Source organism: Streptomyces sp. NPDC045695, assembly GCF_056432025.1.
The window spans coordinates 123,879-140,400 of sequence record NZ_JBWKJU010000016.1; the positions used below are offsets into that span (position 1 = coordinate 123,879).

The following is a 16,522-nucleotide window of genomic DNA, read 5'->3' on the forward strand; positions in this document are numbered from 1 at the left end:
CGGGCAGAACTAGAACGCGTACTAGTTCGGGCGGGGCGCCGGGACGGCCCGCCGCGCCGGCACAGTGCAGGAGAGGACGAGCTCATGGCCGCGGAACCCGTCATCGTCGAAGCCGTACGCACTCCGATCGGCAAGCGCGGGGGCGCGCTCGCCAACCTCCATCCCGCCTACCTGCTCGGTGAGACCTACCGCGAACTGCTGGCCCGTACCGCGATCCAGCCCGACTGCGTCGAGCAGATCGTCGGCGGCACCGTCACCCACGCCGGCGAGCAGTCCATGAACCCCGCCCGCAACGCCTGGCTCGCCATGGGCCTCCCCTACGAGACCGCCGCGACGACGGTGGACTGCCAGTGCGGCAGCTCCCAGCAGGCCAACCACATGGTCGCCAACATGATCTCCGGCGGCGTCATGGACATCGGCATCGCCTGCGGGGTCGAGGCCATGAGCCGCGTGCCGCTGGGCTCGGGATCCAAGCACGGCCCGGGCAAGCCGTTCCCGGACGAGTGGAACGTCGACCTGCCCAACCAGTTCGAGGCCGCCGAACGGATCGCCCGCAACCGGGGCCTCACCCGCGAGGACGTCGACCGGCTGGGCGTGCTCTCGCAGGAGCGGGCCCGCGCCGCGTGGGCCGAGGAGCGGTTCAAGCGCGAGACCTTCGCCGTCCAGGTGCCGACCACGGAGGAGGAGCAGGCCGCCGGGCAGGGCATGTGGCGCCTGGTCGACCGGGACGAGGGCCTGCGGGACACGAGCATGGAGGCCCTGGCCCGGCTCAAGCCGGTCATGCCGACCGCCGTGCACACCGCCGGGAACTCCTCGCAGATATCCGACGGAGCCGCCGCCGTGATGTGGGCCTCGCGCAAGATGGCCCGCGCCCTCAAGCTGCGGCCGCGCGCCCGGATCGTCGCCCAGACCCTCGTCGGCGCCGACCCCCACTACCACCTGGACGGGCCGATCGACGCGACCCGGGCCGTGCTCGGCAAGGCCGGGATGTCGCTGAAGGACATCGACCTCGTCGAGATCAACGAGGCCTTCGCCTCCGTCGTCCTCAGCTGGGCCCAGGTCTTCGACCAGGACCTGGAGAAGGTCAACGTCAACGGCGGCGGCATCGCCCTCGGTCACCCCGTCGGAGCCACCGGCGCGCGGCTGATCACCACCGCGCTCCACGAGCTGGAGCGCCGGGACAAGGAGTTCGCGCTGATCACCATGTGTGCGGGCGGCGCGCTGGCGACCGGCACGATCATCCAGCGCCTGTAGGCGCTGCACGCAGGCCCCCTGGGATGGGATGCAGAAGGCCCCGGTGGGCCGGACCTGGGGAGGCCGGCCCACCGGGGCCTTCGTATGACTGACTGCCGGGTCGGCTGTCGCTGCCCGCCGGTGGCTTAGTACCAGTGGTTGGCGGACCAGAAGTTCCAGGCGCCGACGGGGCTGCCGTAGCGCTCGTTCATGTACTCCAGGCCCCACTTGATCTGCGTGGCCGGGTTGGTCTTCCAGTCCGCGCCCGCGGAGGCCATCTTCGACGCCGGCAGGGCCTGGGCCAGGCCGTACGCGCCGGAGGAGGGGTTCGTCGCGGTGTGGTCCCAGCCGCTCTCGTGCGAAATGATCTTGTCGAACGCAGCGAACTGGGCCGGGTCCTTGATCATCTGCTGGGCGATCGCCTTGGCGCTCATCGGGGCGGCCTGCGCGGGAACCGCGGCCAGCATGGAACCGGCGACGCCCAGGGCGAGGGCGGTACCCGCGAGGGTCTTCTTGGAAGCGGCGATGCGGCGGATGACGACGTTGGACACGGATGAAACCTTCCGAAGGGGATAAGGGCGGTCGCAGGCATGCCGAGGACATGCGTGAGCCACTCACGCGGAGGAGAGGGGTTCGTCGGCGGCGGGTGAAGTACCCCTGCCGCCTTGCGACTCATCCAGTTCTACAGATCCCCGGGCGCCCTGGCAAAGACCCCGCTTACTAGGGCCCATCGCAGCCGGGGCCTGGCGAGCCTCCAGGGGGGTGGGCGGCATCCGCGCTGGTGGGAGGGGGGATATAGGGGGCTAAAGTGGGGTTTGGGGGACCACTAACCGCCTTCGTATGTGACCTGGGTCCTATGGGGCGGGTCACCGCGGAGGGGTCTGAATCTCACGCTCGGTGTCCGTGTTGTCCCTTTTTTGGGTGTGGTCGGGCCCACTGTCCACCCCCGAATCGAAGGCCACGGCCGGGTCGAAGGCTGCTTTCCTCGTCGCCCGCCGCAGCGCCTTGAGGAGCGTGGCCCCGAGCGTGAGCGTCAGGACGACGGTCAGCGCCGCCCGGCCCAGGTCCCAGCCCACCGAGGTCGCCAGGCAGTACGCGACGAACCGCGCCAGGTTCGCCGCGACGGGATCCCCCGGGTGGAAGGAGACGCCCTGGCCCATGCCCTGCAGGATCACCCAGCCCTGCAGGTTCATGACGGTGCCGTACGCGAACGACCCCGCGAAGCCGTACGCGGCCAGCATCAGCAGCTCCGCACGGCCCCGGATCCTCTCCGGACCGGGCAACAGGCCGGCGCCCAGCGAAAACCAGCCCATGGCCAGCATCTGGAACGGCATCCACGGCCCGACCCCACCCGTGAGCAGGGCGGAGGCGAACATCGTGACCGAGCCGAGGACGAAACCGAAGCCGGGGCCCAGGACGCGGCCGCTGAGCACCATCAGGAAGAACATCGGCTCCAGCCCGGCCGTGCCCGCGCCCAGCGGCCGAAGCGCCGCCCCGACGGCGGCGAGCACGCCGAGCATCGCCACGGCCTTGGCGTCCATGCCGTTGTCCGCGATGGTCGCGACGACCACGGCGACGAGGAGGGGCAGGAGCGCGGCGAAGAGCCAGGGGGCGTCCTGGGAGTGGGCGAGCCCCGACTGCCGGTCGGCGAGCAGCGGCCAGCCGAAGGCCGCGATGCCGATGAGGGTGACGAGGGCGAGGGCGGCGGCGGCGCGGGGGCCGATCCGTACGGGGCGAGTGGGGCTAGTGGGGCGGGTCACCGGGTGCCTGCCAGGGCTTCGGCGACCTGGCTCACGGTGAGCCAGTGGCCCGGCGCGAGGATCTTCGCCACCTGCGGTGCGTAGGCGGGGGAGGAGACGACGACCTCGGCGGTCGGGCCGTCCGCGACGATCTCCCCGCCGGCCAGGATCACCACGCGGTGGGCCAGCTCGGCGGCGAGCTCCACGTCATGGGTGGCCAGGACGATGGCGTGGCCCTGGGCCGCGAGGGCGCGGAGGATCTCGATGAGGCGGACCTTGGCGGCGTAGTCCAGGCCGCGGGTGGGTTCGTCGAGCAGGAGCAGGGCGGGGCGGCCGGTCAGGACCAGGGCCAGGGCCAGGGCCAGGCGCTGGCCCTCGGAAAGGTCGCGGGGGTGGATGTCGTCGGGGACGTCCGGAAGCAGGGCGCGGACCAGGTCCCGGCAGGTGCCGGGGGCCGCGCCGGCGTCGGAGTCGGCGGCGGCGCACTCGGCGGCGACGGTGTCGGCGTAGAGGAGGTCGCGGGGCTCCTGAGGAACGAGGCCGACGCGGCGCACCATCTCGGCCGGGGCCGTGCGGTGGGGGGTGCGGCCGCCGACGCTCACCTGGCCGGTGGTGGGGGCGAGCGTGCCGACGAGGGTGGCGAGGAGGGTGGACTTGCCGGCGCCGTTGCGGCCCATGAGGGCGACGATCTCGCCCGGCGCGACGGTCAGGTGGATGCCGTGCAGGATCTGGGCGTGGCCGCGGCGCACGCCGAGGTTGCGCGCGTGGACCGGGCCCTGGGTGGTGGTGGCGGGGCTCGGCTTGCTCCGGCGGAGCAGGCGGGCGAGCAGGCCGGGCGCGGCGCCGCTGCCGGGGGCGCCGCCCCCGGGCCCCCGCGCCTCAAACGCCGGCGGGGCTGAAGGGCGAGCGGGGTCCGGGGCGGAGCCCTGGGAGACGGCGCCGCGGGCGGGCTCGGACAGCGGGCGCCCGTACTCCGGCGCGGGATGCGCCGCGAGCGGGGCCGCGGCGGGCGCGAGGCGGCCGCGCAGCGGTGGGGACAGGCGGCGGGCGTCGCGGACTGACAACGGGAGGGGGGTCCAGCCTGCGAGGCGGCCCAGGGAGACCACCGGGGGGTGGACGGGGGAGATCGCCATGATGTCGGACGGGGTGCCGAGGACGGGGGCCGCGCCCGGGGACGGCAGGAGCAGGACCCGGTCCGCGTACTGCACCACCCGCTCCAGCCGGTGCTCCGCCATCAGGACCGTGGTGCCGAGGTCGTGGACCAGGCGCTGGAGCACCGCCAGGACCTCCTCAGCCGCCGCCGGGTCGAGGGCCGAGGTCGGTTCGTCGAGCACCAGGACCCTGGGGTGCGGGGTCAGCACCGAGCCGATCGCGACCCGCTGCTGCTGACCGCCGGACAGGGTGGCGATGGGGCGGTCGCGCAGTTCGTTCAGGCCGAGCAGGTCGAGGGTCTCCTCCACGCGGCGGCGCATCACGGCCGGGGCCAGGCCGAGGGACTCCATGCCGTACGCGAGCTCGTCCTCCACCACGTCCGTCACGAAGTGCGCGAGCGGATCCTGGCCGACCGTGCCCACCACGTCCGCGAGCTCGCGCGGCTTGTGCGTGCGCGTGTCCCGGCCCGCGACCGTGACCCGGCCGCGCAGGGTGCCTCCCGTGAAGTGCGGGACCAGTCCGCAGACGGCGCCCAGCAGGGTCGACTTGCCGACGCCGGACGGGCCGACGAGGAGGGTCAGCTCCCCTTCGGGGATCTCCAGGTCGACGCCCTGGAGGGAGGCGGCGGACGCGCCCTCGTAGGTGACCGACACTTGCTCGAAGCGGATCACTGCGATGCCTCCTTGGGCGGTACGGGTGCCACGAAGGCGGGCAGCAGGCCGATCAGGACCGCGGCGGCCGGCCACAGCGGCAGCGAGGGCGCCACCAGCGGGACCACACCTGGGTGCAGGGCCGCCGGGTCACGCATCCCCGCGTGGATGAGGACGGCGGCGACGGCCGCGCCCGAAGCGGCGACCAGCCAGGCGCGCGGCCCCCACCGGTCGGGCCGGTAGCGGGTGCGCACCGAGCGGCGTCCGCCCAGGCGCAGGCCCGCGAGGGCCAGCGTCGCGCCGATGCCGAGCACGGGCAGCCCGTACGCGGCGCCCTGCGCGGCGAGCAGCCCGTACGTGCCCGCGCACATGCCGAGCAGACCTCCGAGGGTGAGTGCGTTGGTGGTGTGCCGGACGGCGGGCGGGACATGGGCCGTGCGCCCGTACCCGCGGGCGTCCATGGACGCGGCGATCGCGACGGAGCGCTCCAGGGCGCCCTCCAGCACGGGCAGGCCGATCTGGAGGACCGCCTTCACCCCGCCGGTGGGGCGGCCGCGCAGCCGGCGGGCGGTGCGCAGGCGCACGACGTCGGCGACCATGTTCGGCGCGAAGGTCATGGCGACGACCACGGCGACGCCCGCCTCGTACAGGGCGGCCGGCAGGGACTTCAGCAGCCGGGCCGGATTGGCGAGGGCGTTCGCGGCGCCGACGCAGACCAGGAGGGTGGCCAGCTTCGCGCCGTCGTAGAAGGCGAAGACCAGCTGCTCCGCGGTGACCCTGCCGCCGAAGCGGATGCCCTGCGCCCAGGCGGGCAGCGGGACCTCCGGGAGGGTGAACAGGACGTGCGAGCCGGGGATGGGGGAGCCGAGGAGCATGGAGAAGAGCAGGCGCAGGCCGATGACGAAGAGGCCGAGCTTGAGGAACGCCCCGTAGGAACGGGCCCAGGGGGCGCTGGTGCGGCGGGCCGCGACCACGTACCCGGCGACGCCGACGACCAGCCCGAGCAGGAGGGGGTTGGTGGTCCGGGACGCGGCGGTGGCGAGCTCGAGGGCCCAGAGCCACCAGGCACCGGCGTGCAGGGCCGTGGCACGGACGGCGTGCGGGGGCCTCCACCTGCTGTTCTCGTACGTCGACCGGTGCGGGGAGTCCGGCGCCGCGGGCGGGCTCCGGCGGGCCGGTGGTGTGTTCGCGGGTGCGGGGCCGTGGCCGGGGGCGCCGCCCCCGGACCCCCGCGCCTCAAACGCCGGCGGGGCTGAAGGGCGAGCGGGGGCCGGGGCGGAGCCGCGGGAGGGCGCCGGGTCCGTCATCGTGTGCGGCGGCGGGACTGCCAGACGCCGGCCGCGGCCAGGGCGGCCACCGCCGCGATGCCCGCCAGCAGGCCCACCGACGGGCCGTTGCCGGAGTCCGGGGCCGGGACCGGGGCCGCGCCCGGGTCCGGGGCCTGCGTCTGGGCGGTGTCCTGCGGCGAGGAGATCGGCTCGCCGCAGCCCTGCTGCGGATAGCCCGCGATCGCGCACAGCAGCGCCGCCCCGTTGTAGCGCAGCGGCTTCGCCACCGACGCCAGCGCCTCCGCCGCCGTGGCCTGCGGGGCGACCTGGGCGCAGGCCGTGCGGGGGCCCTCCTGCGGCGGGCCCTCGCCCGCGGGGGCGTCCGCGGGCACGCCGAAGTCGATGACCAGCGCCACCCGCTTGCTGCCCTCGGCCGCAGGGGTCGCCCCGCAGACCGCCGCGAAGTCCGCCGCCGCCCGCGGCCGGGCCGCCTCGGCCCCGGCGTCCCGGCTCACCGCGAAGCGGAAGCCCTGCACGGAGCCGTCGGCGGGGCGGGCCAGCGAGGGGCCCGTGGTGGCGTACGACCAGCTCCCGCCGCCGGAGCCGCCGTCCCAGAACGACCAGTAGCGGTAGCTCGACGCCAGGGCCGGACCGGCGGCCAGGACGGCCAAGGCCATGCCGAGGGCCAAGGCCAGGGCCGCGGCGGACAGACGGCGGCGGCCCATCAGAGCTGGTTCTTCTTCCGGCGGCCGCTCAGCAGGATGCCGATGCCCATGCCGGCCGCGGCGCCCGCGCCGATGATCCACCAGATGTTCTGGCCGCCGGAGGGCTTGTCGTCCTTCTTGTTCTCCACGGTGGCCGCGTCGGTGTCCGCGCCCTGCGGGGCCGGGCCGGTCGCGTTCAGCGCCGCGACCAGGTCGGTGCCGCCGAAGGACTTCGGGTCGGTGCCGGTGGCGTGCGCGGTCAGGATCAGGGTGCCCAGGGCCGCCGGGCTGTCCTTCGCCCACGCGGCCGAGTTCCCCTTGAGCCACTCCAGCGCGCCCGCCGCCGACTGCTTGTGCCCGGCCGCGGCCAGCGCGATCACCGCGTCGGCGGTGTTGCCGGTGTCCGGGGTGGGCTGGTCCGCGCCCGGGGTGACGGCCGTGAGGTGGCCGTCCTTCTTCAGTGCCTGGGCCAGGTAACCGGCAGCGCCCCGGGCGGCGGCCACCGGGTCGGCCGGGTCCGCCGCCGGGCAGGTCAGCGCTGCCGCGGGGGTGTCCGTACCGGACGGGACGACCGCCGCGCCCTTGCCGAGGCCGGCCAGCGCCGCCGCGGCCGTCGCGTCGGCGTTGGCGAGGAGCTTGCCGTCGACGGGCTGGTACGCGAAGGCGCCCCGGTCGGCGGCCGGCTCGGCGGCGCAGCCCAGCTGGAAGGAGAGCAGGCCCGCGTACGCCGACTTGCCGGCCTTCGACGTGACCTCGGCCGGCTTCTCGCCGGCCGCCGCGAGGGCGCTGATGACGATGCCGGTCGAGTTGGCGTCCGAACCGGTGTCCATGGCGCCGCCGGGGTTGCTGCTCCAGCCGCCGTCCGGGTTCTGCACGGACTTCAGCCAGCCCACCGCCTTCTTCACCGTCTCGTCGTGGCCGCCGAGCGAGGCCAGGGCCTGCACGGCCGCCGCGGTGGCGTTGGAGTCGATGTACGTCGAGGCGTCGCACTCCTTGGCGGTGTCCGCGCGGAAGGAGGGGAAGGAGCCGTTCGCGCACTGCTGGCCGGTCAGCCAGTCCACGGCCGGCGCGGCGGGCTTGACGCCGACGGTGTGCTGGGCGAGCAGCGCGAAGGACTGCCGCCACACGCCGTCGTAGGTGGGGTCGTTCTTGCCGTAGAGCCCGGACGGGATGACCGGCGGCGCGGAGGGGGAGGGCGGCGCGGTGTCGGCGAGGGCTGCGGGGGCGACGCCCACGCAGAGCACGGCGGAGGCGGCGAGCGCGGCGGCGCTGCGACGGACGTTCATGGGGGCGGGTGCCTCTCCTGCTGGGGAACCGGAGGCAGGCACGCACAGGCACCGGGCTCCGGCTCCGTTTACCTCGACGGTGCCGGCCGCCGGGGACCCGGCGGCACGAGCCGCGCACTTCGGTACGGGGCATTCCGGCTTCCAGCCCGGGGTGCCGGGTGGGTCACGGTTGCGGGTCAGCGCCGGAATCGCACCGGCTTCCCCCCGTACGGGAGTGTGGACGACGGCCTCACTGTACCGGCCCGTAGCCGGCGTGCCCCGTGGCGCCGGGGGGCTGCGCCCCTTACCCGGTCCCTCACAGCGCCCGGTAGGTGACCGGGTCGGTGCCGGGGACCGCCTCCGCGCGGCCCTGCTTCACGAGGCGGCGCAGGTGGGCTTCCGCTTCGGAGACGGCGATGTTCCGGGAGCCGTAGGGGATCTGCTCCCAGGGGCGGTTCCACTCCATCCGCTCCGCCAGCGCCCACGGCGTCAGCGGCCGGGCCAGCAGTCTCCACAGCCCGGTCAGGCGCTCCTCGTGGTGGTCCAGGAGCTCCCGTACGCGGCCCGGCGCGTCGGTGAAGGCGTGCTGGTGGGCCGGGAGCACCTCGGCGGGCGCCAGCCGGCCGATGCGTTCGAGGGAGTCGAGGTAGTCGCCCAGGGGGTCGGTGACGTGGGCGTCCTCCGGGGCCTCGTACAGGCCGATGTGGGGGGAGATCCCCGGCAGCAGGTGGTCCCCGGAGAAGAGGCGGCCGTTGCCCGGCAGGTGCGCCGGATGCTGCTCCTCCAGGTGCAGGCAGACGTGGCCCGGGGTGTGGCCCGGGGTCCAGATCGCGCGCAGCCGGCGCCCGGCGAGGGGCAGCAGCTCGGCCGGGACGATCTCCCGGTCGGGGACGGCCGCGCGCAGCCCGGGCAGGGTCCGCATGCGGCCGCTCGCGCGGGCTGCGCGCATCGGCGCGATGTGTTCCTCGGGGGCTCCGGCCGCGGCGAGCTTCGCGTTCATGTAGTCGAACCAGACGCCGGGCTCCGAGGAGCGGGTGCGTACGACCACCTCGGTGTCGGCGGCGTGCATGGCGATCCAGGCGCCGGAGGCCTCGCGGACCTGGCCGGACAGGCCGTGGTGGTCGGGGTGGTGGTGGGTGATGACCACGCCGTGGACGTCGGCGACGGCGGTGCCGAGCGCGGCGAGGCCGGAGACCAGGGCGTCCCAGGACGCGGGGTCGTCCCAGCCGGTGTCGACGAGGACCGGGCCGCGGTCGGTGTCGAGGACGTGGACGAGGGTGTGCCCGAGCGGGTTGTCGGGGATCGGCACCTTGATCCCCCAGACCCCTCCGCCGTGATCGGTGACCTGTGCCGTGTCCTGTGGCATGCGCCGTCCCCCTGCCTCTACAAGAACATGTTGCAGTAGTAGCCCAAGTCGACCACCTCAGAGGCTTTCTGACTAGTCGTTGGATCTTCCGCGCTCTTGCGTCCTCGTCGTGGACTCCTGGAACTAGAACTGGTATCAGTTCTGGAACGCCAAGCCGCAGGAGGCCTCAGCCATGACCGAGCTCGTGGAACACGGACAACTGTTCATCGGCGGGGAGTGGACGGATCCGCTGGGCACCGACACGATCCGGATCGTCTCCCCCCACACCGAGCAGGTCATCGGCTCCGTCCCGCACGCCTCCCAGGCGGACGTCGACCGCGCCGTCGCCGTCGCGCGCAAGGCGTTCGACGAGGGCCCCTGGCCGCGGATGACGCTGGACGAGCGGATCGCCGTCGTCACCCGCATCAAGGACGCCATCGCCGTCCGGCACGAGGAGATCGCCCGCTCGATCAGCTCCCAGAACGGATCCCCGTACTCCTGGAGCGTCCTGGCCCAGGCGCTGGGTCCGATGATGGTCTACGACGCCGCGATCACCGTGGCGCGCGCCTACCCGTACGAGGAGCACCGCGCGGGCGCCCTCGGCCCGATCCTCGTACGCCGCGAGCCCGTCGGCGTCGTCGCGGCCGTCATCCCGTGGAACGTCCCGCAGTTCGTGGCCGCGGCCAAACTGGCGCCCGCCCTGCTCACCGGGTCCACGGTGATCCTCAAGCCCTCCCCGGAAGCCCCGCTCGACTCCTACATCCTCGCCGACATCGCCCGCGAGGCCGGCCTGCCCGAGGGCGTGCTGTCGATCCTGCCCGCCGACCGCGAGGTCAGCGAGTACCTGGTCGGCCACCCCGGCGTCGACAAGGTCGCCTTCACCGGCTCGGTCGCCGCCGGCCGGCGCGTGATGGAGGTGGCCGCGCGCAACCTCACCCGCGTCACCCTGGAACTCGGCGGCAAGTCCGCCGCCGTGATCCTGCCCGACGCGGACCTCGACGCGGCCGTCGCCGGAATCGTTCCGGCCGCCTGGATGAACAACGGCCAGGCGTGCGTGGCCCAGACCCGCGTCCTCGCCCCGCGCAGCCGCTACGAGGAGGTCGCCGAGGCACTCGCCGCCGCGGCCGGGGCGCTGGTGGTGGGCGACCCGCTGGATCCCGCGACGCAGCTCGGGCCGCTGGTGGCCGAGCGCCAGCGCCAGCGCTCCCTGGACTACATCCGCATCGGCCAGGAGGAGGGCGCCAAGATCCTGTCGGGCGGCGGGCGCCCGGCGGGCCTGGACCGGGGCTGGTACGTGGAGCCCACCCTCTTCGGAGACGTCGACAACTCCATGCGGATCGCCCGCGAGGAGATCTTCGGCCCGGTCGTCTGCCTGATCCCGTACGGGGACGAGGCGGAGGCGGTACGGGTGGCCAACGACTCGGAGTTCGGCCTCAGCGGCAGCGTCTGGACCGGCGACGTGGAGCACGGCATCGACTTCGGCCGGCGGATCCGCACCGGCACCTTCAACGTGAACACCTTCAGCCTGGACATGCTGGGGCCGTTCGGCGGCTACAAGAACAGTGGCGTGGGGCGCGAGTTCGGCCCGGAGGGCCTGAGCGAGTACCTGGAGCACAAGATGATCCACCTGCCGGCCGGGTACACGGCGGGTGAGTGAGTGATGGGTGACCGCTGGCAGGTCGAGGTGGACCGGGGCGTCTGCATCGGCTCGGGCATGTGCGTCAACCACGCGCCGGACGGCTTCGTCCTGGACTCGGCGCGCCAGTCCCACCCCCGCGCCCCGCAGTCGGACGCGAGCGAGCCGGTCCTGGCGGCGGCGGAGGGATGCCCGGTCGAGGCCATCCTGATCACCTTGGCCGGGACCGGGGAGGCGGTGTTCCCGCCGGAGGAGTAGCTGAGGCCGTCGGGCCGGGGGTGCGGCGCCGCAGGGACGCAGGCCCCCGACCCGTCGGGCGGCGTCGCAGGTGACCGGCTGGTTCAGGACTTTTCTGGCGACGTCAGGTCGATCAGGCGGCAGACCGTCTCGATGTCGATCTTGACCTGGGCGATCGAGGCGCGCCCCGAGAGCCAGGTGATGAGTGCCGAGTGCCAGGTGTGTTCGATGACGCGGACCGCCGAGAGCTGCTGGGCCGTCGGCGGGGCTTCCAGGCCCATCGCGTCGAGGATGATCGCCGTGGTCAGCCGGGACACCGTGTCGACCTCGGGGCTCACGCTGCGGTCCGCGAAGGTCAGCGCCCGCACCATCGCGTCGGCCAGCTGCGGTTCCCGCTGGAGGGCGCGGAAGGCCCTCATGAGCGTCTCCGCGACCCGGGCCGCCGGGTCGTCCCCGGCCGGCGGGCGCTTGCGCAGCGTGGTGTGCATGTGCTGGAGCTGGTCCTGCATGGTGGCCACCAGCAGGTGCACCTTGGACGGGAAGTAGCGGTAGAGCGTGCCCAGCGCGACGCTGGAGGACTCCGCGACCTCGCGCATCTGGACGGCGTCGAAACCGCCCCGGCTGGCCAGCTGCGCGCTGGCGTGCAGGATCCGGCGCCGGCGTGCTTCCTGGCGCTCCGTCAGGGGAGGCGACGCCGGTGTGGTGACGGCCTTCACTTCCGCTGTCATGTGTCCCGTCCGTGTCGTTGCGGGCTGATCCGGGGCCAGCATGGCAGGCGTCGCATCCGTGGCGCGAATCACCTGCTCCACCTCTTACGGTGTGGTTTCCGGCCGGTAGATTCAATGGTCTTCGACGGATCAAGTCTGAAACTTGTTCTACATTATGCGAGCGGTTACGCTCCGGCGAAAGTGCAGCGAAAAGGGGGCGCGAGAGTGACCGCTGAGGCCATGGTGACGAGCCCTTTCGCGGGTGCCGCCACCGACGGCGACCGCCCGCTCCGCATCGCGCTCCTCACGTACAAGGGGAACCCGTTCTGCGGCGGCCAGGGCGTCTACGTCCGCCACCTCTCGCGTGAGCTCGTCCGCCTGGGCCACTCGGTCGAGGTCATCGGCGCGCAGCCCTACCCCGTGCTCGACACCGGCGCCACGCTCACCGAACTCCCGAGCCTGGACCTGTACCGCAGTCCCGACCCCTTCCGTACGCCCAAGCGCGACGAGTACCGGGACTGGATCGACGCCCTTGAAGTCGCCACCATGTGGACGGGCGGTTTCCCCGAACCCCTGACCTTCTCGCTGCGGGCCCGGCGCCATCTCGCCGCCCGCGCCGGTGAGTTCGACGTCGTCCACGACAACCAGACCCTGGGGTACGGCCTGCTCGGTGACCTCGGCGCGCCGCTGGTGACGACCATTCACCACCCCATCACCGTCGACCGGCAGCTGGACCTCGACGCCGCGAAGGACCGCAAGAAGCGGCTCTCCGTGCGCCGCTGGTACGGCTTCACCCGCATGCAGGGCCGCGTGGCCCGCCGGCTGCCGTCCGTGCTCACCGTCTCCGGATCCTCCAAGCAGGAGATCGCCGAGCACCTGGGCGTCCGCGACGAGCGCATCCACGTCGTGCACATCGGCGCCGACACGGACCTGTGGTCGCCGGACCCCTCCGTCGCAGAGGTGCCGGGGCGGATCGTCACCACCTCCAGCGCCGACGTGCCGCTCAAGGGGCTCGTCCACCTCGTCGAGGCGCTCGCCAAGCTGCGCACCGAGCAGCCCGACGCCCACCTCGTGGTCGTCGGCAAGCGCGCCGAGCGCGGGCCGGTCGCCCGCGCCATCGAGAGCTTCGGGCTCCAGGACGCCGTCCGCTTCGTCAAGGGCATCACCGACGCCGAGCTCGTCGACCTGGTGCGCAGCGCCCAGGTGGCCTGCGTGCCCTCGCTCTACGAGGGCTTCTCGCTCCCGGCGGCCGAGGCCATGGCCACCGGCACCCCGCTCGTCGCCACCACCGGCGGTGCGATCCCCGAGGTCGCCGGCCCCGACGGCGAGACCTGCCTCGCGGTGCCCCCGGGCGACGCGGGGGCCCTGGCCGGCGCGCTCGGCCGGATGCTGGGCGATCCCGAGCTGCGGGCCCGCCTCGGCGAGGCCGGGCGCGAGCGGGTCCTGGCCCGCTTCACCTGGGCCCGGGCCGCCGAGGGCACCGCCGCGCACTACCGTGCCGCCATCGAGCAGGCCGCCGCCCGGACCCGCCGCGCGAAGTGAGCCTCCGCCGCTCGTGCCCCTTGCGCTCCCCGCGCACCACCCTCTTCCTCCGCACCACTCTCCTCGTACACCCCCGCGACCGCGAAGGCAGGACCCCGTGCTGACCGTCGATTTCTCCCGGTTCCCGCTCGCCGCAGGCGACCGCGTGCTCGATCTGGGCTGCGGCGCAGGCCGGCACGCCTTCGAGTGCTACCGGAGAGGCGCCCAGGTCGTCGCCGTCGACCGCAACGGCGAGGAGATCCGCGAGGTCGCCAAGTGGTTCGCCGCCATGAAGGAGGCCGGTGAGGCCCCCGTCGGGGCCACCGCCACCGCCATGGAGGGCGACGCGCTGGCCCTGCCCTTCCCCGACGAGTCCTTCGACGTCGTCATCATCTCCGAGGTGATGGAGCACATCCCCGACGACAAGGGCGTGCTCGCCGAGATGGTGCGCGTGCTGAAGCCCGGCGGCCGCATCGCCATCACCGTGCCCCGCTACGGCCCCGAGAAGATCTGCTGGGCGCTCTCCGACGCCTACCACGAGGTCGAGGGCGGCCACATCCGCATCTACAAGGCGGACGAGCTGCTCGGCAAGATGAAGGCCGCGGGCCTCAAGCCGTACGGCACGCACCACGCGCACGGGCTGCACTCCCCGTACTGGTGGCTCAAGTGCGCCTTCGGCGTCGACAACGACCAGGCGCTGCCCGTCAAGGCGTACCACAAGCTCCTGGTCTGGGACATCATGAAGAAGCCGCTGGCCACGCGGCTCGCCGAGCAGGCCCTGAACCCGGTCATCGGCAAGAGCTTCGTGGCGTACGCGACCAAGCCCCACCTCCCCGTCGGCGCCGCCCTGTGACCTCGCCGGGGCGCACCGCACCCGAACACCTCGTCCTGGACGGCGTACTGACCGCGGAGCAGGCCGCCGAGACGGTGGCGGGCATCCTCGCCGCGCAGCGGGAGGACGGGGCCATACCGTGGTTCCGCGGGCACCACCTGGACCCGTGGGACCACACCGAGGCCGCGATGGCGCTCGACGCCGCCGGTGAGCACGAGGCCGCCGAGCGCGCGTACGCGTGGCTGGCGCGCCACCAGAACCAGGACGGATCCTGGTACGCGGCCTACGCCGACCGGCCGCAGGGGGTGGACACCGCCGAGCCGCAGGACGCGAGCCGGGAGTCCAACTTCACCGCGTACATAGCCGTCGGCGTGTGGCACCACTACCTCTCCACCGGCGACGACACCTTCCTGGACCGGATGTGGCCCGCCGTCTACGCGGCGGTCGAGTGGGTCCTGACGCTCCAGCAGCCGGGCGGCGAGATCGGCTGGAAGCGGGAGCCGGACGGCGCGGCCGTCACCGACGCCCTGCTCACCGGTTCCTCCTCCATCCACCAGGCGCTGCGCTGCGCGCTGGCCATCGCCGAGCACCGCGAGGAGCCGCAGCCGGACTGGGAGCTCGCCGCGGGGGCGCTGCGGCACGCCATCCGCCGTCACCCGGAGCGGTTCCTCGACAAGAACCACTACTCGATGGACTGGTACTACCCGGTCCTCGGCGGGGCCCTGACCGGCGCCGAGGCCGCCGCGCGCCTGAAGGACCGCTGGGACGAGTTCGTGGTCCCGGACCTGGGCGTGCGCTGCGTCCTGCCGAACCCGTGGGTCACGGGCGGCGAGTCCTGCGAGCTGGCGCTCGCGCTGTGGGCGACGGGGGAGTCCGACCGGGCGCTGGAGATCCTGCGCTCCATCACCCACCTGCGTGCGGACAACGGCATGTACTGGACGGGGTACGTGTTCCGGGACAAGGCCGTCTGGCCCGTGGAGCAGACCACCTGGACCGCCGGGTCCCTGCTGCTCGCAGTCGCGGCGCTGGGCGGGGACGAGGCCACCACCGCGGTGTTCGGCGGGACCGCGCTCCCGTCCGGGCTGGAGCCGCACTGCTGCGGTTGAGTTCCATGCGAAGGGCCTTCCCCCACCCTGCCGTGGGGGAAGGCCCTTCGCCGTGGGTCAGCGGCGGTACAGCCAGCCGGCGACCGCGTGTCCGATCAAGACGTAGACCACCGCGGCCACGCCGTAGCCGAAGACGACTTGGACCCATTCGCGGCTGAAGGTGAACAGGTCGTAGGACCAGCCGGCCAGCCATGAGGCGGTGTCGTGGAAGAACTCCACGAGCTCGTTGCCGCGGTTGGCGTCCAGCAGGTAGAGCAGGATCCACAGGACGATCACGAAGGCGAGCACGTCCGCCACCAGTGCGACGGCCCGGCCTGCCTGATTGCTACCTCGGGCGTGTACTCGGGTGTGTGTGCGCATGTCCCGCGTCTTGCCGCCCCGGCCCGCGGCAAACCCGAACGGGTCCCTCAAGTCGCGGGCTCCCGGGGCCCGGGCGAGGCTGCGGGGGACACCAAAGTCCCCGGAGGAAACCGTGTCCGTAGCCACGTCCACGACCGTTCGATTCCGTCGCGCCCTCACGGCGGTGGTGCTCTCCACCGCGCTGCTGGCCGGTGCCACCGCCTGCGGCAGCGGCGGCAGCAGCGGCGGGAGCTCGCGGGAGGAGCTCTCCGCCGCCTCGATGGGGGAGCTGGCCGCCCTCGCCGCCGCGGAGCCGGCCGCCGCCGAAGCCGACGAACTCGCCGCGGTGACGCCCTCGCCCAGCACCTCCGCCGAGCGGCAGAAGTTCGCCAAGACGCGCTTCGTCGCCAACGCGGGGCTCGCGGCCGGAGCCACCTACCAGTGGATCGTCAAGCCGTACCGTGAGGGCAAGTTCAAGAAGGGCGCCAAGGGGCGCACCTTCGCCCTCATCAAGGCGGGCCTCGCGGGCGCGTTCGCGTACAACCGGCTGAAGGCCGCCGCCAACAACGCCAAGGGCGACCCGCTGCTGTCGAAGGCGATGGGTCCGCTGACGGCGGGCATCGACTCCCTCAAGGGCCTCGGCAGCAAGCTGCGCAAGGGCGAGGCGGGCGACGCCGACATCAGCAACTTCGACAACGTGATCAAGGGCGTCAAGGAGGCGGGCAGGAACTCGGGCGCCGAGGTCGTCGACAAGGTCCCGAGCGCTTCGGAGCTCGCGCGCTAGCGCG

General features: G+C 73.5%; 16 protein-coding genes. 7 read left to right on the forward strand and 9 right to left on the reverse strand.

The window, feature by feature from the left end; translation table 11 throughout:
* Positions 1-84 precede the first annotated feature (84 nt).
* Positions 85-1,254: a steroid 3-ketoacyl-CoA thiolase gene (locus tag AC07DU_RS25000; RefSeq protein WP_366867648.1), complete on the forward strand. Its 1,170-nt coding sequence runs from the start codon at positions 85-87 to the stop codon at positions 1,252-1,254.
* Between the two features lie 125 nt (positions 1,255-1,379).
* On the opposite strand, the gene AC07DU_RS25005 is transcribed toward AC07DU_RS25000, so the two are convergent.
* The 7 genes from AC07DU_RS25005 to AC07DU_RS25035 all read right to left on the reverse strand — a co-directional run bounded on the left by AC07DU_RS25005 (position 1,380) and on the right by AC07DU_RS25035 (position 9,377).
* Entirely contained in the window at positions 1,380-1,784 is a 405-nt protein-coding gene (locus AC07DU_RS25005; RefSeq protein WP_360903248.1) for an aggregation-promoting factor C-terminal-like domain-containing protein, read from the reverse strand.
* Positions 1,785-2,099: 315 nt separating this feature from the next.
* Positions 2,100-2,993: an ECF transporter S component gene (locus tag AC07DU_RS25010; RefSeq protein WP_479113663.1), complete on the reverse strand. Its 894-nt coding sequence runs from the start codon at positions 2,991-2,993 to the stop codon at positions 2,100-2,102.
* Positions 2,990-4,795 carry an ABC transporter ATP-binding protein gene (locus tag AC07DU_RS25015; protein ID WP_479113665.1) on the reverse strand — a complete coding sequence of 602 codons (1,806 nt, stop codon included), beginning with the start codon at positions 4,793-4,795 and terminating at the stop codon, positions 2,990-2,992. Before AC07DU_RS25015 ends, AC07DU_RS25010 begins: the two co-directional genes overlap by 4 nt.
* Positions 4,792-6,081 (reverse strand): energy-coupling factor transporter transmembrane component T, encoded by a 1,290-nt coding sequence (locus tag AC07DU_RS25020; protein ID WP_479113667.1) that lies wholly within the window; start codon positions 6,079-6,081, stop codon positions 4,792-4,794. Before AC07DU_RS25020 ends, AC07DU_RS25015 begins: the two co-directional genes overlap by 4 nt.
* The gene (locus AC07DU_RS25025; RefSeq protein ID WP_479113669.1) at positions 6,078-6,767 is read right to left on the reverse strand and encodes an SCO2322 family protein; all 690 of its coding nucleotides are present in this window, start codon (positions 6,765-6,767) and stop codon (positions 6,078-6,080) included. Before AC07DU_RS25025 ends, AC07DU_RS25020 begins: the two co-directional genes overlap by 4 nt.
* The gene (locus tag AC07DU_RS25030; protein WP_479034523.1) at positions 6,767-8,032 is read right to left on the reverse strand and encodes a prenyltransferase/squalene oxidase repeat-containing protein; all 1,266 of its coding nucleotides are present in this window, start codon (positions 8,030-8,032) and stop codon (positions 6,767-6,769) included. Before AC07DU_RS25030 ends, AC07DU_RS25025 begins: the two co-directional genes overlap by 1 nt.
* Positions 8,033-8,327: 295 nt before the next feature.
* Entirely contained in the window at positions 8,328-9,377 is a 1,050-nt protein-coding gene (locus AC07DU_RS25035) for an MBL fold metallo-hydrolase (protein WP_479113671.1), read from the reverse strand.
* A gap of 172 nt (positions 9,378-9,549) precedes the next feature.
* Here AC07DU_RS25035 and AC07DU_RS25040 point away from each other — a divergent pair, with 172 nt between their 5' ends.
* Complete coding sequence (locus AC07DU_RS25040) at positions 9,550-11,013, forward strand: aldehyde dehydrogenase (RefSeq protein ID WP_479113673.1); 1,464 nt, start codon at positions 9,550-9,552, stop codon at positions 11,011-11,013.
* A 3-nt stretch (positions 11,014-11,016) separates the two neighbouring features.
* On the forward strand, positions 11,017-11,250 hold the full coding sequence (locus AC07DU_RS25045) for a ferredoxin (protein WP_360897796.1): 234 nt from the start codon (positions 11,017-11,019) through the stop codon (positions 11,248-11,250).
* A gap of 83 nt (positions 11,251-11,333) precedes the next feature.
* On the opposite strand, the gene AC07DU_RS25050 is transcribed toward AC07DU_RS25045, so the two are convergent.
* Positions 11,334-11,957: a TetR family transcriptional regulator gene (locus AC07DU_RS25050; RefSeq protein WP_360897798.1), complete on the reverse strand. Its 624-nt coding sequence runs from the start codon at positions 11,955-11,957 to the stop codon at positions 11,334-11,336.
* Positions 11,958-12,161: 204 nt separating this feature from the next.
* Here AC07DU_RS25050 and AC07DU_RS25055 point away from each other — a divergent pair, with 204 nt between their 5' ends.
* From AC07DU_RS25055 to AC07DU_RS25065, 3 genes are all read left to right on the forward strand, one after another.
* A complete protein-coding gene (locus AC07DU_RS25055) occupies positions 12,162-13,478 on the forward strand; it encodes a glycosyltransferase family 4 protein (RefSeq protein WP_360897800.1) in 1,317 nt (438 codons plus the stop codon).
* 97 nt (positions 13,479-13,575) lie between these two features.
* Positions 13,576-14,310, forward strand: coding sequence for a class I SAM-dependent methyltransferase (locus AC07DU_RS25060; RefSeq protein WP_479113675.1), 735 nt, complete (start codon positions 13,576-13,578; stop codon positions 14,308-14,310).
* A complete protein-coding gene (locus tag AC07DU_RS25065) occupies positions 14,307-15,395 on the forward strand; it encodes a prenyltransferase/squalene oxidase repeat-containing protein (RefSeq protein ID WP_479113677.1) in 1,089 nt (362 codons plus the stop codon). The genes AC07DU_RS25060 and AC07DU_RS25065 overlap by 4 nt, the downstream gene beginning before the upstream one ends.
* A 57-nt stretch (positions 15,396-15,452) precedes the next feature.
* Here AC07DU_RS25065 and AC07DU_RS25070 read toward each other — a convergent pair whose 3' ends face one another.
* Entirely contained in the window at positions 15,453-15,755 is a 303-nt protein-coding gene (locus AC07DU_RS25070) for a hypothetical protein (protein WP_360897806.1), read from the reverse strand.
* Between the two features lie 259 nt (positions 15,756-16,014).
* Between AC07DU_RS25070 and AC07DU_RS25075 the strand changes: the two genes are divergently transcribed.
* Complete coding sequence (locus tag AC07DU_RS25075; RefSeq protein ID WP_479113713.1) at positions 16,015-16,518, forward strand: hypothetical protein; 504 nt, start codon at positions 16,015-16,017, stop codon at positions 16,516-16,518.
* Positions 16,519-16,522 lie beyond the last annotated feature (4 nt).